Raw genomic sequence first — 14945 nt, 5'->3', positions numbered from 1 at the left:
CAACTTCTCAAAGGTTGCCACCAACGCTAATCGCTTGATCTGCTTTCGCAGAACCCGCTGCCCCGAATGATCGAAACCCACCAAATGGAATGTGTCCTTGCCGATATCGACACCAATCGACATCAGTCCATCAAAGCCTGTCTTCGCCATGCTACTTCTCCTATCTGCAGAAATAGGCAGAGCCTAACCTGCTGGGTGAAGCAGCCGGTACATCCCATTAGCTGAAGTTCCTTGGTTTCTGTTTGCCGCAAAGCAGCTACGTCAGAGCCGACATTGATGCGCGCCGCACTTCGAAAACACCTGCAGTTGCCCAAAATTTGAACGCGAAGTCCCTATCGATCCTCCAAAGCGAACTGACTCGCCGGAAAAGAAATCTGTTCTCTTGAGTGTTGTGCGTTTCATCAGCTTGACCAAAAGCCGCTTTGCTGCGCGCTTGTCTCGCTTCGATTGAAGGATTTCTTCAAGAACAACGCCGTTTTGATCGACTGCGCGCCAGAGCCAGTATGGCCGGCCCGCGATCTTCACAACGACTTCGTCCAGATGCCAGACATCGCCAGGGCGCGGCTGCCGTCGCCGTAGAGCGTGGGCGATCAGGGGGCCGAACTTGACGGTCCAGCGCCGGATCATCTCATAGGAAACGTCCACGCCACGTTCCAGCATCAGCTCCTCTACCTCCCGCAGGCTCAAGTTGAACCGGACGTAGAGCCAGACAACATGAGCGATGATCTGAGGCGGAAACCGGTGGCGTTTGTAGCTGATCTGCTGTGCCTGCATCGACTCCGCCTATGCCCAGATCAATGAACGAGAAACCTCAGGCCCGTTAACCTCACAACACCCAAAGGACAGTTTCGCGCGGCTTGATCCCCAGTTTTTTCTCCACTCCCCCGTGCCACCCGCTAAAGCGGGTCCGACTGAAAGTCGGATGGTTGAGGCCAAAGAGTCGATACCAGACGGTTAGAAATCAGTATTGTTCGAGTTCTCCGAGAATTTCCTCTGTATGTTGCCCCAAGATCGGGGCTGGCCTTGCGGGAAGCTGCGCTACACCCAGAAACTTGACGGGTTGCCGGATGATCGGGATTTCACCAAGCATGGGATGGTTGACCCGCGTGACCAGTTCTCGAGCTGCTGCGTGAGCACTGGCGAGAACGCCGTCGATGCCCAGAACTGGAGAAGCAGGAATGCTGTGCTCGGAAAGCAGCGAAACTGCGGCTTCAACCGACAAGTCCGTGGACCAACTTTCAATGATGTTCTTGAGCTCGGCTTCGTTGGACTTGCGATGTGAATCTGTCTTGAAGCGTGGATCTTCAATCAGTTCAGGATGTCCGATCGCGTTGGCGAAGCGCATGAAAAGGCTGTCGCTGGCAATGGCAATAATCAGTTGTCCGTCTCGAGCCTCAAAGCTGTCGAGCGGGGCGGAAAGCGGGTGTGCGTTTCCGGTGGGGCGCGCCACGACACCGCCGTAAAGGCATTGGGACAAGACTGTCAGCATCATCGAGAAAAGGGAATCCACCATCGCGACATCCAAGTGCTGTCCTTTACCCTCCCGCTGCGACGCGATCAGCGCCGCGAGAATCGACCAGGTAGCCTGCAGGCCTGCCACGAGGTCGCCCATCGACTCTCCGACGCGCGTGGGACTTCCCCCGAGTTCGCCGTTGACGCTCATCAGGCCGCTCATGGCCTGGGCAATGATGTCATAAGCCGGGCGCTCGGACAGAGGGCCAGTCTGTCCGAACCCCGAAATCGAAGCGTAAACCAAGCGCGGATTTAGTGCGCAGAGCGTCTCGTAATCGATCCCTAGGCGCCGGGTCACGCCGGGTTTGAAGTTTTCAACCACGATATCAGCACGGCGCGCGAGTTTGTGAGCGGTTTGCAAACCTTCCTCGGTTTTCAAGTCGAGCACGATCGACCGCTTGTTTCGGTTGATAAGTTGGAAATACCCGCTGTCACCCCGGAACCTGGGCTCAAACGCGCGAGTGTCGTCACCTTGGGGCGCTTCGACCTTGATGACATCCGCGCCAACATCGGCGAGGAGCGCCGTGCAGAACGGCCCCGCCAAAACGCGAGAAAAGTCGAGGACACGGATTCCATGCAGAGGTGTCGAAGCTGTAGTCATGAATCGGGCGCTTTCCTTGTTGATTTCTCGTGGCGGTGGCCTGAGGGCAGCAGGGACCGGACCGAGGATACGGTCTCGACGCCCCAAAGAGTGTTCAGCAATTCCGTTGCGAGCGACTTGCCCGTTACCGGCGCAACGCAGGCGAGAAACTTGTCGTCGATCTCGCTTTTGGACAGCGGCATGTTACGACCGCCCCGCGCCTTGTCACAGGCCGCGCAGAAGGATCTGCCATCTGCCGTGCGTAACCGGATGCGGGCACCCTCGGCAGCTTTCGCCTTGCGCTCTGGCGTGTTCCATTCAGTCGTCGAAAGAGGTACGGTCCGCTGCATAATCTGCTTGATGCAAGGATCGTCAAAGCGCTCTAGCGTGTCCAATGTGATCCGCCCGAAGCAAACGGTCGCCGCCAGCGCAAAAGGCATGGAGAACTGAGCCTCCCGGCTGTTTGCTGGGTCGGGATGGATGAGGTTGGACCAGATAAGAGGGGGCGCATCGACTTCGATCTGCGCGATTTCATCCGGGCAGATGTCGTGTTGTTCAATAATGAACTCAAGCGCGTCTATCGCCGCGTGACTGGACAGGCAGACTGGAAAACGCTTGATGTCGATACCGGGACACAAAATGCGCCACCCGCAATCTTCGGGACCGCCGGCACGACCGTGGCTCAACCCGTCGACCCCAATCAAATCTGCCAGACCAGCTTTTTTCTCGACCACGGAAGCCGGCCCGCCGGCTCCGGCCATCGCAAGCCAAGCGGATTCCACGCCGATCTTTGCGGCGCGCCCCAAGAGCAACGGTTTGGCATCAGTTCCGAAGGAAACCTTTCCGCCGCCGGCATCCGCAAGGGCGAGTCCCAAAGCGCAGGTCATGCAGCCTGCATCACCTCCTCCGGCAACGACCGAAGCCACCGCCGCGCCCGCCCGGCCCAGAAGGGCCGAGGTCCACCAGCCGCGGTGATAGATGTCCGGGCCCAACACCTCGGACAAGGCGAATTGGGCCTCCAACCCGGCGGCGAGCGCGCCAATAAGGGCATCTCCGTCACCGTTGACGGCTTGGACCGAAGCAAGTGCTGCAGGAAGAACTGCCGCCGAGGCGTGGACCACGCCGGCATCGCAGTTATCGTCGAAATCTAGCGCATGGGCAGAGGTTGCGTTGACCATTGCCGCGCCGGCGCCTGCCAGAGCTCCACCGGTGACAAGCTGGCAGTCCCCTGGTGCACAGGTCTCCATGGCCACCCGGTGGGCAAAGCCTGCCGGCCGCGTGTCCGCACCCGCAATCATGACGCCGACAGTATCGACAATCGCGGTCACTGCTGCGCTGCGAACCTCGTCAGGGAGGTCTGCGGCCCGGATTTCCGACGCCCATGAAGCTATCCGCGCGCTTATGCTTGCGTCGTTATGTTCAGGCACGAGGGAAGGTCGCACTCTCGTATGGACGCCAGATACATTCATCGCGCGCCGTCTTTGCGGCTTGCTCATAGCCGGCATCCGCATGACGGAAAATCGCAACGGAGGAGTCATTTCCCAGCACGCGCGCGATCCGGCGAGCCGCCGCTTCCGAGCCATCTGCGACGCAGGCGAACCCGGCATGTTGCGAGTAACCGATGCCGACACCGCCGCCGTGATGAAGAGACATCCATGTCGCACCACTCGCACAGGCCGACAGCGCGTTGAGCATTGGCCAGTCGGCAATCGCATCCGACCCGTCCAGCATACCCTCGCTTTCACGGTTCGGGCTGGCCACGGAACCCGAGCTGATATGGTCCCGCGTGACCACAATCGGGGCGGCAACCTTGCCCTCGGCAACCATCCGGTTGAGGGCCAGACCGGCGGCAACCCTGTCCTGAAGTCCCATCCAATAGCTGCGCGATGGCAGCCCTTGGAACTTGATCCGAGATTCCGCCATATCTATCCAGCGAGTGAAGGCCTGATCCTTGACGACATTCTTGAGCTCCGCCGAGGTGACGCGGATATCTTCGACTTCGCCCGACAGGGCCACCCAACGAAACTGGGTCCGCCCTCGACAGAATTGTGGTCGGATATACTGCTGAATGAAGCCAGGAAAGTCGAAGGCGTTCTCAATGCCACTTTCAAGCGCCATCTGCCTGATATTGTTCCCGTAATCAAAGACCGGAATACCCCGGTCGCGAAAGGCGAGCATCGCACGAACCTGTCGCGCCATTGTCGCTTTCGCGGCCTTGATCGTCCCGGTAGGATCGTTTTCGCGTTGCTTTTCCCATTCCGCAAGGGTCCAGCCCGCCGGAATGTACCCGTGAAGCGGATCATGGGCGGCAGTCTGGTCGGTGACGAGGTCCGGCAACATGTCTCCTTCGAGAATCTGCTCGTAAACCTCGGCCGCATTCCCGACGATCCCCACAGAAACCGCTTCGCCGCGCGCCTTGGCCTGCCGGATCATCTCCAGAGCATCGCCCAGGGTCTCGGCCTGACGTTCCAGATAGCCACTCTCGATTCTGCGCGCGATACGCGAAGCTCGCATCTCGACCGCCAGAACAGAACAGCCCGCCATCACGCCGGCAAGCGGTTGGGCCCCACCCATGCCGCCAAGACCTCCGGTAAGCAGCCATTTTCCCGACAGGTCTCCTCCGAAGTGCTGCCGTCCCGCTTCGACGAAGGTTTCAAAAGTACCACCGACAATGCCTTGCGAACCGATGAAGGTCCAAGAACCTGCTGTCATCTGACCGAACATGATCAAGCCTTGGCGCTCGAGTTCGTCGAATACCTCAGTCGTCGCCCATTTCCCGACGAGATTGCTGTTGGCAATCATGACCCGGGGGGCGTCTGCATGTGTCTTCAGCACGCCAACCGGTTTGCCAGACTGGATCAAGAGGGTTTCTTCATCGGACATCTCGCGCAAGGTTCCGACAATCCGGTCGAACGCTTCCCAGTTTCTGGCGGCGCGGCCGCGCCCGCCATAGACAATCAGTTCCTCGGGATTTTCAGCGACTTCGGGGTCCAGATTGTTCATGAGCATCCGCAAGGGCGCCTCGGTCTGCCAGCTCCGCGCTGTACACTCGGGTCCCCGCGCGGCTCGGACAATACGTTGATTTGCTTTCTTAGATATCATTGGACCTCCGGACATAACGGTCAGAAGCTCGATGGCCGATACGACACACCGCACTGTTCGGAAGGAGAAGAACAACAATTTTCGGAAATAAAAACTATTGTTTTTGGATTGTCTGGATAAGGTAATCCTATAATTCGGGGCGACGCTGTCTCCAGTCGCCTGCATTTCCCGTATCTTTGGACAGAGACGCAAACCAGTCTCGGGCGACGCTGATGAACGCCTGCATCGCCGGCGTGACCGGCACGCCGGGCAAGGCCAGGATAACCCGGTGCGGCGGCACGGGATTAACAAGAGGCCGGTAGACCAGAGGCAAACCGTCATGGCTGAGGGAATGGCTCGGACGCGTCACCAGCACTGAAACGCCAAAGCCATTCGCCACCATCCCGCGCAATGTCTCGATCGAGTTGCAGTTGATGACATCCTCGGGGATGGCATCGACCTGGCGGAATAGCGAAATGAAATAGTCCCGGCTCTGCGGCAAATTTATCAGGACCAAGGGATAATCAGCCAATTCACGCAGGTCCACGACCTCTTTTTCAGCCAGTGGATGCCCGGCGGGAAGCACCGCGTATGGCCAGAAATCGGCCAACGGAAGGCTCTCGAAACCGCCGCCGAGTTCAAGCTGATAAAGCAGCGCAAGTTCGATCCGGCCCAGCGAAAGATTCCCCTGGATCTGTTCGAGGTCCATCTCTCGCATTCGTACCCGGATCTGTGGATATGCCTTTCTGAAAGCCGACAAAAGGCCCGGAGCATAGGCCGGGGCCAGCGTCGAGAACACGCCAAGCTCCAGTTCCCCGGACAGAACCTCGCCTTCACCCGACTCGTTAAACGCATTGGCCTGCGCCATCAATTCCCGGGCCGAGTTGAGCTTGCGGCGGCCATAAGGGGTTAAATCTACCCCCTGGCTATGGCGCCGGATAAAGAGTTTCTGCCCAAATATTTCCTCAAGCTGGCCAATAGCGACAGAGATCGCCGGTTGGCTGACATTGAGTTTCTGCGCCGCGCGGAGTGTGGACCCAGCCTCGGCTGCGGCTATGAAGTATTTAAGCTGGCGCAGCGTGAAGCGTATCAACAATTCTTATTCCACTTATTCCAAAGGAATATTTTGGTTATTCATGCGGGAATGTCAATTTGCGAGGAAACCCAGATTGATGGAAATCCGACGATGACCCTAAGCCCAGCCTTTGACCTGCCACCAAGCGCCACCCCTTTCGCAAGCGCTGACGACATCGCCGTCGCCGCCGAAGTGAACCGCTTCGCACGCGAGGTGCTTGCGCCGGACTCTGGCCGAATAGATCGCGAGGCAGTTTTTTCGGCATTCAACATGCATGCCCTCGGTGAAATGGGCCTGGCTGGCATGAACCTGCCCGAGCGCTGGGGTGGAGCCGGGGTTTCTCCGATCGCGCTCTATCTCTCCATCGAGGAGGTTGCCGGGGCCTGTGCCTCGACCTGCTCGATGCTGACGGCGCATTTCCTCGCCACGGACGCAATCCTGATTGGCGGCAGCGACGAGCAGAAAGCGCATTGGCTGCCCGACGCGGCCTCTGGCCGTACGCTTGGTGCATTCGCTCTGACGGAACCTGCAGCGGGATCGAACCCGGCCGACATGACCACCCACGCACGACGTAGTGCCGAAGGCTACGTTCTGTCGGGCCTGAAACATTTTATCTCCAACGCCGGTGTCGCCGATTTTATAGTGGTCTTCGCGGTCACCGACCCGCACGCGGCCAACCGCGGTATGTCCGCGTTCATTGTACCGAAAGATACTCCGGGGCTGAAAGTCGGTCCTCCAGAGCCGACTATGGGCATAAGGGGCGGACAAATATTCGAGGTAACGCTCGATGCCGTTGCCGTTCCGGAAAGCGCACGTCTGGGGCCAGAGGGTACCGGCTTCAAAACCGCGATGAAGGTTCTCGACAATGGCCGTGTCGAAATTGCTGCCACGGCGACCGGAATCGCCCGAGTGGCCCTGGGCGCCTCCCGAGACTGGATGCAGGAGCGCAAGGTGGGCGGCGGACCCATCGCTAGGTTTCAGGGCTTGCAGTGGATGCTTGCAGATATGGCCACCGATCTGGAAGCTGCGCGGCTCATGGGCCTGAACGCGGCGAGGATACGTGCCTGCGGAAAACGATTTTCGCGCGAGGCTTCGCTCGCGAAACTTTACGCGTCAGAAGCGGTGGGGCGCATTACGGACAAAGCGTTGCAGATACATGGGGGCTATGGCTTCGCCACCTCGACCGGCATCGAGCGCCTGGTACGAGACGCCAGGATTCTGCGCATCTACGAGGGCTCATCCGAAGTTCAGCGCAACATAATAGCCGGCACCATGCTGGCTTGAGATCTCGGCTGCATCTGCTCAAGACAATAGGGCCCGGCGGTATCTTTGGGCCAGGCCCTGCCCTTGGCTCCAACCGATTACGGGGTGGCAGGTTTGTGCCCCGCGTCTGGAAAATAATCCGCCTTGATCGCCGCGCCGATCAGATTCACGAACAACCTGCAGGCCGCGATTGCGCTGAACCGGTTCACGTCCTTGGCCGGTGTGATCTCGACCACATCCATGCCAACGACACGGCCTTTTCCAACAAGGCCATGAATCAACTGCCAGGCCTGCATGTATGTAACTCCGCCAAAAGCCGGGCCGTTCACTCCTGGCATGACAGACGGGTCCATTCCATCCGCATCGATGGAGATGTAATAGCGACCGCCGTCGGGAATACGGTCAAGAATTGCCGGCATGCCCTTTTCGTGAAGCTCCCATGCTGTCACTATATTCGCGCCGTATGCTTGGGCGATGTCGATTTCTTCTTGACGAGCAGATCCCTGGGCACGAATTCCGATCTGGAAAATATCGCCGATATGATTCATCTCAGACGCACGCCGGATCGGGCTGGAATAGCCATCCGGCACGCCTTCGACCTCGTCACGCCAGTCAAGATGCGCGTCGATATGTATCAGGGTGATCGGACCTTCCTCTTGGTCGAACGCACGCAGGACCGGTATCGGCACGCCGTGATCCCCGCCGATAACGAGTGGGAGAGCACCCGCCGCAAGGATTTTCCGCATGGTGCTTTCCGCATTCTCGTAGGACGAGCCTGGCTGGTCTGGATATGCGGCAGCATCTCCGCAATCGACGAACTTGATATCCCTATTCATCAAAAGCGGACCACCAGTGTCGAAATCATACCGCTCCGGAGACCTCACGGCTCGATCACTGGCCTGGCGCACATGGGTCGGCGCATTCGACTGATCGTTGGAAACTTCGGCTTGGGTATAAGCAGAGCCGTAAGGGATTCCCAGCACGGCAATGTCTGCGACGAGAGTGTCGAGGTCATGACAAACCTCAGAGAATAGGAGACTTCCATGCCCGTTTTTGGGTGCCGTCACTGAGGGTCGCTGCGCTTTACTGACTGTCACTTGTTCTGTCCTTTTCGCTTTCGGGATATTGAGGCGACCGCACCAGATCGTCCGGACTGATATGGCAGGCGATAGTGTGCCCGCCATCGAAGGTCCTTAGGGGCGGAGCGGTCTCTTCGCAGATCGTTCCGATCTTGCGCGGGCATCGGGCCGCGAACGCGCAACCGGCAGGGCTTCGTGACACCGTATCGCCGCGCATTTGCAACTTGTTTTCTCGGCGAACTGCCGAGGGTCGAGGATCAGGCGCAGATTCCAAAAGCACCTCTGTATAAGGGTGGAACGGCGGCGCCTGTACCTGGCTGGCTTGCCCGATTTCGACGATCCTGCCGGCATACATGACGGCAACCCGGTCAGAGAGATGCCCAACCACGGCGAGGTCGTGCGAGATGAAGACATAACTCAGTCCCAACTCGTCACGGAGTTCCTCCAGCAAGTTCAGGATCGTCGCCTGAACCGAAACGTCGAGGCCCGAGACAGGCTCGTCACACACGATGAATTCCGGCCCCGTAGCCAGAGCGCGCGCAATGCCGATCCGTTGCTTTTCGCCGCCCGAAAGCTGACTTGGATACCGGTCGTAATAACCTTGCGGCAATCCGACCCTTTCAATCAGCCGCTCCACGTCCTCGCGGGTACCGCCGCCCACTTTGTCATGCAGGCGCATGGCACGGGCAATGGCCTCGCCAACCCTCCGTCGCGGGTTGAGCGAACTATCCGGGTTCTGAAAAACCATTTGCGTCTTGCTGCGCAGATCTGTCAGCTCAGCCTCGGTCAGATTGGTCACGTCGCCGTTGTTGAACAGAACCTGGCCGGAATATGCACCGTTCAGTTGCAAGATGGTGCGCCCAAAGCTGCTCTTGCCCGACCCGCTTTCACCGACGATGCCGAGTATTTCACCACGTTCCAAGCGCAGGTCAATGCCATCGACCGCGGCCAGCGCTTCGGTCTGCAACGTCGGCAAAGGCAGAATGCCTGCCTTCCATTCCCAGGTGACGCCCCCTCCGGGAACCCGACGATGATAGACTTTGCGCAGACCCCGAGCTTCGAGAATGGGCGTATCACTGGCAACCGGGCGAGCGCGCGTGCCCTTGCGCTTCACCTCTGGCCACGCTCCGGTACTCTCGGATTTCCAACACCTTACCTCGTGCCCAGGTCGGAGCGCCCGCAAACTCTGGCGTGTCGAGGTACAGTCCGCCTCAGCGAATGGGCACCTGTCGGCGAAAATGCAGCCCGACGGACGTGTCCGAAGATCCGGAAATCCGCCAGGGATTGGCGCGATGCGCCGGCGTTCACCTCTCAACAGCGGCAACGAAGCCAAAAGCCCCCGGGTATAAGGATGCGAAGGATTTCCCAGAACCTTGTCTTTCGGGCCGATTTCGATCACCTCACCGGCATACAGCACGCATACATCGTCCGCGATCCGGTTCACCACGCCCAGATTGTGGGTAATGAACAACATCGAAAGATTGCGGTCATTTCGGGTCTGCTCAAGCAGCTCCAGAATCCGCGCCTCGACCGTCACGTCCAGCGCAGTGGTAGGCTCGTCCAGGATCAGCAGTTTGGGGTCGCAGATCAGCGCCCCCGCGATCAGCGCTCGCTGCTGCATCCCGCCGGACAATTGGTGCGGATAAGCAGTCGCCACCTGCTCCGGATCCGGCATTCCCATCGCTGCAAGAGCCGCCACAGTACGCCGCATCGCCTCTTCAGGGTCCGCGCCGTAGTGCCAGATCAGTGGCTCCGCGATTTGCTGACCCACCCGCATCCCTGGGTTCAAAGACGTGAAAGGATCCTGGAACACGATGCCGATGTCACGGCCACGGAACTGCACGTGCTGTTCTTCGGGCAGGCTCAGCAAGTCGGTTCCGAGCAACTTGGCACGTCCCTTGAGAGACGCGTTTGAACCCAGCAGCCCCATAAGAGCCTTGGCAACCGAGGATTTTCCCGAACCGGACTCGCCCACCAGAGCCATCGTGCGCCCCGCTTTCAGGTCGAAACTTACGGATGACAGGGCAGAGATGCGTCCGGCGTCGCTGTCATAGGCGAGGGACATTTCCTCGACTGAGAGCAAGGTCGCGCCTTTGTCAACTTTGGTCTGTTCCTTCACCCAATGGGCGGAATCGGAGGTGAAATCTCGGAGTGTTCGCATGGTTCAGCCATATCTAGGGGTGAGGAGGGTTCAGTTATGCCGCCGCAATTTGGGGTCGAACGTCGCGCGCAGACCGTCTCCCAAAAGATTGACGGCGATTACTGTCAGACCCATGGCGAATCCCGGAGCCAGGGCAATCCAAGGAGCACTATCCAGCAAGGGGCGAGCTTCCGAGATCATCAGTCCCCAATCCGACGAAGGAGGTTGCGCTCCCAGTCCGATGAAGGACAATGCAGCGCCGAGCAGGATCGCGAATGTCACACGCAGGCTTGCCTCGACCACGATCGGGGCCATCGCATTCGGCAGGATCTCCTTGAGAAGGATGTAACTGTTGCGCTCGCCACGCACGCGCGCTGCCAGGATAAACTCTTCCGAGACTATTTCGAGCGTAACCGCTCTGGTAAGCCGCACCGTGGCCGGGACGTAGACAATGCCAACGGCGATGATCAGTTTCCACATTGCCGGTGGCGTCACGGCCAGAATGAGCAGCCCGAGCATGATTGGGGGGAAGGACATCAGAACGTCGCAACCGCGCAGGATCAGTTCTTCATAGCGCCCGCCGCGGTATCCGGCCCACAGCCCCAGCGGCACGCCCAGCAAGAGGCTTACCGCGGTCGCCGCGAAACCAAGTCCCAATGACAACTTTCCGCCCATGAGAATCCGGCTGAGAACGTCCCTGCCGTATTCGTCGGTTCCAAGCCAGTGAGCTGTCGACGGCGGCTGCAACCGGGACGTAATATCAAGCGCGACCGGATCATAGGGGATTATGAAAGGAGCCAGCAGCGAAAGGGCAATGAGTACACCAAGCATCGCACCGCCCACCAAGAGCTTGCCGTCAGCTCGACGCAGGCGCCGCGCTATTTGAACCGCCGTGCTACCGCCGAAACGGGCTTGGCGGGCAGGAACTGGGTTTTCAGAGTTGGCCATATCGAATCTTCGGATTGAGGAAAGCATAAAGGAGGTCGGCAGCGAGATTGGCGAGGCAATAGACCAACGCGATCACGAGAATTCCCGCTTGGATCAGCGGCAAGTCGTGCCGCTCGATCGCAAATAACAGTAGCCGGCCGAGCCCAGGATAGGAGAACACCGCCTCGACAACGACAATGTTGCCAAGCAGCCAGCCGACATCGATCGCAAGAACCGTGATGGAGGGAAGCAGGGCATTGCGAAGCGCATGACCGCGCACGATGTGCCGCTCTGGCAATCCCTTGGCCCGGGCGTTCAGAACGTATTGGCTGTCAAGTGCCTCGATCATTGAAGACCGTGTTAGTCGTGAAACGTGCGCAACCAAGGTGAAGGTCAGCGTCAGAACGGGCAGCACGAGATGGGCGGACCACCCCAACAGCCCATCTTCGCTCAGGTTTCCGGCTCCGCCGGAGGGTAACCAGCCAAGCAGCCGCGCGAAGAGCAGGACGCAGACGATCCCCCAGAAGAATTCCGGAACGGAGATGCCGAGATAGGAGAACATCGACAGCGCGTGATCGGTCGGTTTGTCCCTGCGAACGGCTGACCAGACCCCGATGCCGATCCCGAAGATGACAACCAGAATGAATGCGAAGAATGCCAGCACCAGAGATCGGCCAAACGCTTCGGCGATCATCGGGGAAACCGGCTGCTCCATGACCATCGACTCGCCGAAGTCACCTTGAAGCGCGGAAACGGCCCAGTTGAAATATTGTACGTAGAACGGATCCTTGAGACCCAGGCGCTCTTCGATCGCGGCGATCGTAGCATCATCGGCAAACTGCCCCGCCAGCACGTTCGCAACGTCACCGGGCATGATCTGGGTGATCGCGAAAACGAGCATGGAGATCACGACCAATACCCCTGTGATCCCCATAAGTCGTCGAAGAATGTAGATCGACATCGTTTTGCTCCTGAGTGCGCTGCTCGGTCGGTAGAAGAATTGAATGGGTCAGCGGGACGCCGAAACGCCCCGCGACATGAATGGAGTTACTCGCTGATCGAAACTTCGCGCAAATCAAGCCAAAGCATCGCGGACGAAGAGAACCCGTCCACCTCGGTCCGAACGGCATTCATGTGATCCTGAACATAGGCGATTGCGCCGGCGGGCGTTTCGTTGGCAAGAGCCTGGAACTCTTTGTAGAGTTGTGTCCGCTCTTCCTCGCTGGTCGCGGCGCGCGCTGCATCCAGAACCGAATCGATCTCCTCGTTCGAATAGTGCCAAAGCTGGGTGTTCCAACTCCCTTCGGAATGAAACCAGGGATAGATCGAGGCATCGATGGTCGGACGCGAATAGAACCCGTCAGCGAAGAAAGCAGCTTTACCCTCAATTTCCTTGATGAACTGATCCCAGGGCACTCGCTGCAGTTCCGCGTTAATACCGATCTCTGCCAAGTATTGCTGCGCGGCGACACCCAATCGTTCGCGCGTCGGTCGCCCGACGGGCAGGTAAAGCGTTATGTCGAAGCCATCTTCGTATCCGGCTTCTGCAAGCAGCGCTCGAGCGCCTTCGACATCTGGCCCGGAAATTGCGATTTCATCGTTGAAATAGGGATGTGTCGGCGGGATCATCGAATGGGTCGGCGTGCCGTTCCCGAAAAGGGCGAACTCAACAAGTGCCTGCTTGTCCAATGACATGAGCACCGCTTTGCGAACCCTCGGATCATCGAAGGGCGGCTCCGACGCATTCATGATGAGCCCGTCCCACGTCGAGGTGGCGATTGAGTCGATACGGACATCCTCGTTTTCGCCCAGACCTTCTACCGCTTCCATCGGAACCGACCAGATGAGATCGAGTTCGCCAGTCTCGATCGCTGAGATCTTGGCGGCACTTTCGGGCATAATGCGAAGATTTACTTCATCTAGCTGCGGTTGGCCTTGCTTGTAATAACTATCGAACTTTTCCAGAGCGATGTTGTCGCCGGGTGTGTAGGAGACAAACTTGAAGGGGCCGGTCCCGATGGGCTCGGAGGCCAGCATGTCGACCTTGTCCCGGGGGACGATCCTTGCCTGACGGTCTCCCAGCAATTCCGGAAAGCCCGAATAAGGCTGAGACAGGTGGAACGTCACGGTTCGAGGATCATCGATTGTGATCTCGTCGACGATTGAGAAATTGACCCGGATGGTAGAGCCGACCGCTTCGTCCATGATACGCTCGAAGGTGGCTTTGACATCCTCCGGTTCGAAAGCGCTTCCGTCATGGAAAGTGACTCCTTCGCGCAGCGTAAACGTCCAGACGGTCTGATCTTCGCTTGCCGACCAGTCTTCGGCAAGATCGGGAAACACACCGCCCTGACCGTCAATTTCCGTCAGGCCGGAATAGACGAGGAAATCGATGATATATTCCTCACCAATCTTCGTCCTGGCAGGATCGAATGTGTTGACGTTCGAGGCGACACCCACATCCAGAACTTGCTGGGACAGCGCGGGCGCTCCGGCCAGACAAGTTGCCGAGATTGCGAAAACCGAGGTTAAGTTGCAGAAACGCATTTAATTCTCCTTGTTGGAAGACCGTCACGAAGACTGTCGGTCGTGTTCCTTTCAGCGAGACGTCTTCGCGCCTCTGAAGGCAACGCAAGCGGGTTTCCCTGAATTACTCAAATGTTGGTTTTAGATTTTCTGGATAAACTTTTTTAATTCATGGTGTTTTTTAAAGCTCCGGTTTCGAGGGAGAGCAATGGCGCGAACTGGCTGCACGCATTTTGGGCGGTTTCACTGCAATTTTTGGCTATCTGGAGGTTTGTTTCCGGGGAGCGCCTGGCCTGCTCGGAAACCGTGATCCGGGACTGTCAACTTGTTCTTCGCTGCCCGTCAGCGCTCCATCTGACTTTGATCACGTGGTCATTTTGAGGGCATAGCTCTGCTACAGATCAAAGGCATCGGATCTGGCGTGGCGGTATGAGGTGGCGGAAAGACGATAGCGTCGAGGTCAGAGTATCGTATTGATCTGGTCATGGGCGGACAGGAAACGCTGCGCCTGCCTTGGCGATTTGAACCGGCCCATGGGCTTCTCTCGCTTCCGCGTCGGTCGGTGCGAGCCCTCGATCCGGTTAGACGGTCAACACGAAAAAATCCGCCTTGCCAAGAGCTATGGCCGCAATGGTTATCGCAAGGTCGCCGAACTGCTGCGGATTGAAGGCTGGCGGGTGAATCATAAGAAGGTGGAGCGCCTCTGGAGCGAGGAAGGGCTGCAGCAACCTCAGCGCCACAAGAAGCGCAAGCGTCTCTACC

Annotated in this window: 11 protein-coding genes and 3 pseudogenes; 2 read left to right on the top strand and 12 right to left on the bottom strand. The window is 58.5% G+C overall.

Features of this window, described 5'->3' with window-relative positions; genetic code table 11:
* The 6 genes and pseudogenes from C2I35_RS21680 to C2I35_RS21655 all read right to left on the bottom strand — a co-directional run.
* Positions 1-150 (bottom strand): annotated as a pseudogene (locus tag C2I35_RS21680) (IS110 family transposase); the annotation flags it as partial.
* A gap of 243 nt (positions 151-393) precedes the next feature.
* Positions 394-774: pseudogene (locus tag C2I35_RS21675) on the bottom strand (IS6 family transposase); the annotation flags it as partial.
* A gap of 187 nt (positions 775-961) precedes the next feature.
* Positions 962-2113: a CaiB/BaiF CoA transferase family protein gene (locus tag C2I35_RS21670; protein ID WP_103765126.1), complete on the bottom strand. Its 1152-nt coding sequence runs from the start codon at positions 2111-2113 to the stop codon at positions 962-964.
* The gene (locus C2I35_RS21665) at positions 2110-3561 is read right to left on the bottom strand and encodes an MmgE/PrpD family protein (protein ID WP_245890599.1); all 1452 of its coding nucleotides are present in this window, start codon (positions 3559-3561) and stop codon (positions 2110-2112) included. The genes C2I35_RS21670 and C2I35_RS21665 overlap by 4 nt, the downstream gene beginning before the upstream one ends.
* A complete protein-coding gene (hutU, locus tag C2I35_RS21660; RefSeq protein ID WP_103765124.1) occupies positions 3512-5194 on the bottom strand; it encodes a urocanate hydratase in 1683 nt (560 codons plus the stop codon). Before hutU ends, C2I35_RS21665 begins: the two co-directional genes overlap by 50 nt.
* A gap of 127 nt (positions 5195-5321) precedes the next feature.
* Positions 5322-6269: a LysR family transcriptional regulator gene (locus C2I35_RS21655; protein ID WP_103765123.1), complete on the bottom strand. Its 948-nt coding sequence runs from the start codon at positions 6267-6269 to the stop codon at positions 5322-5324.
* Between the two features lie 90 nt (positions 6270-6359).
* Here C2I35_RS21655 and C2I35_RS21650 point away from each other — a divergent pair, with 90 nt between their 5' ends.
* Positions 6360-7532, top strand: coding sequence for an acyl-CoA dehydrogenase family protein (locus C2I35_RS21650; protein WP_103765128.1), 1173 nt, complete (start codon positions 6360-6362; stop codon positions 7530-7532).
* Positions 7533-7609: 77 nt separating this feature from the next.
* On the opposite strand, the gene C2I35_RS21645 is transcribed toward C2I35_RS21650, so the two are convergent.
* From C2I35_RS21645 to C2I35_RS21620, 6 genes and pseudogenes are all read right to left on the bottom strand, one after another.
* Positions 7610-8608, bottom strand: a complete 999-nt coding sequence (locus tag C2I35_RS21645) for an agmatinase (protein ID WP_245890598.1) — start codon at positions 8606-8608, stop codon at positions 7610-7612.
* Positions 8595-10751 carry a dipeptide ABC transporter ATP-binding protein gene (locus C2I35_RS21640; protein WP_103765122.1) on the bottom strand — a complete coding sequence of 719 codons (2157 nt, stop codon included), beginning with the start codon at positions 10749-10751 and terminating at the stop codon, positions 8595-8597. The genes C2I35_RS21645 and C2I35_RS21640 overlap by 14 nt, the downstream gene beginning before the upstream one ends.
* Positions 10752-10781: 30 nt before the next feature.
* Entirely contained in the window at positions 10782-11678 is an 897-nt protein-coding gene (locus tag C2I35_RS21635; RefSeq protein WP_103765121.1) for an ABC transporter permease, read from the bottom strand.
* The gene (locus C2I35_RS21630) at positions 11665-12618 is read right to left on the bottom strand and encodes an ABC transporter permease (protein WP_103765120.1); all 954 of its coding nucleotides are present in this window, start codon (positions 12616-12618) and stop codon (positions 11665-11667) included. The genes C2I35_RS21635 and C2I35_RS21630 overlap by 14 nt, the downstream gene beginning before the upstream one ends.
* Before the next feature lie 86 nt (positions 12619-12704).
* The gene (locus C2I35_RS21625) at positions 12705-14204 is read right to left on the bottom strand and encodes an ABC transporter substrate-binding protein (protein WP_103765119.1); all 1500 of its coding nucleotides are present in this window, start codon (positions 14202-14204) and stop codon (positions 12705-12707) included.
* A 373-nt stretch (positions 14205-14577) separates the two neighbouring features.
* Positions 14578-14769: pseudogene (locus C2I35_RS21620) on the bottom strand (IS6 family transposase); the annotation flags it as partial.
* Between C2I35_RS21620 and C2I35_RS22560 the strand changes: the two are divergent.
* Positions 14717-14945 (top strand): IS3 family transposase (locus C2I35_RS22560; protein WP_425442957.1); only part of this gene is annotated, 229 nt, incomplete at its 3' end. The pseudogene C2I35_RS21620 and the gene C2I35_RS22560 overlap by 53 nt on opposite strands.

The organism is Roseovarius confluentis (genome assembly GCF_002917925.1).
GTDB classification, from domain to species: Bacteria; Pseudomonadota; Alphaproteobacteria; order Rhodobacterales; family Rhodobacteraceae; genus Roseovarius; species Roseovarius confluentis.
This window is presented reverse-complemented; position numbering and strand designations above follow the sequence as displayed.

Coding starts and splice junctions, on each gene's coding strand:
- C2I35_RS21670 (WP_103765126.1), bottom strand. CDS start 2,113: ATGACTACAGCTTCGACACCTCTGCATGGAATCCGTGTCCTCGACTTT.
- C2I35_RS21625 (WP_103765119.1), bottom strand. CDS start 14,204: ATGCGTTTCTGCAACTTAACCTCGGTTTTCGCAATCTCGGCAACTTGT.
- C2I35_RS21665 (WP_245890599.1), bottom strand. CDS start 3,561: ATGAATGTATCTGGCGTCCATACGAGAGTGCGACCTTCCCTCGTGCCT.
- C2I35_RS21640 (WP_103765122.1), bottom strand. CDS start 10,751: ATGCGAACACTCCGAGATTTCACCTCCGATTCCGCCCATTGGGTGAAG.
- C2I35_RS21650 (WP_103765128.1), top strand. CDS start 6,360: ATGACCCTAAGCCCAGCCTTTGACCTGCCACCAAGCGCCACCCCTTTC.
- C2I35_RS21630 (WP_103765120.1), bottom strand. CDS start 12,618: ATGTCGATCTACATTCTTCGACGACTTATGGGGATCACAGGGGTATTG.
- C2I35_RS21635 (WP_103765121.1), bottom strand. CDS start 11,678: ATGGCCAACTCTGAAAACCCAGTTCCTGCCCGCCAAGCCCGTTTCGGC.
- hutU (WP_103765124.1), bottom strand. CDS start 5,194: ATGATATCTAAGAAAGCAAATCAACGTATTGTCCGAGCCGCGCGGGGA.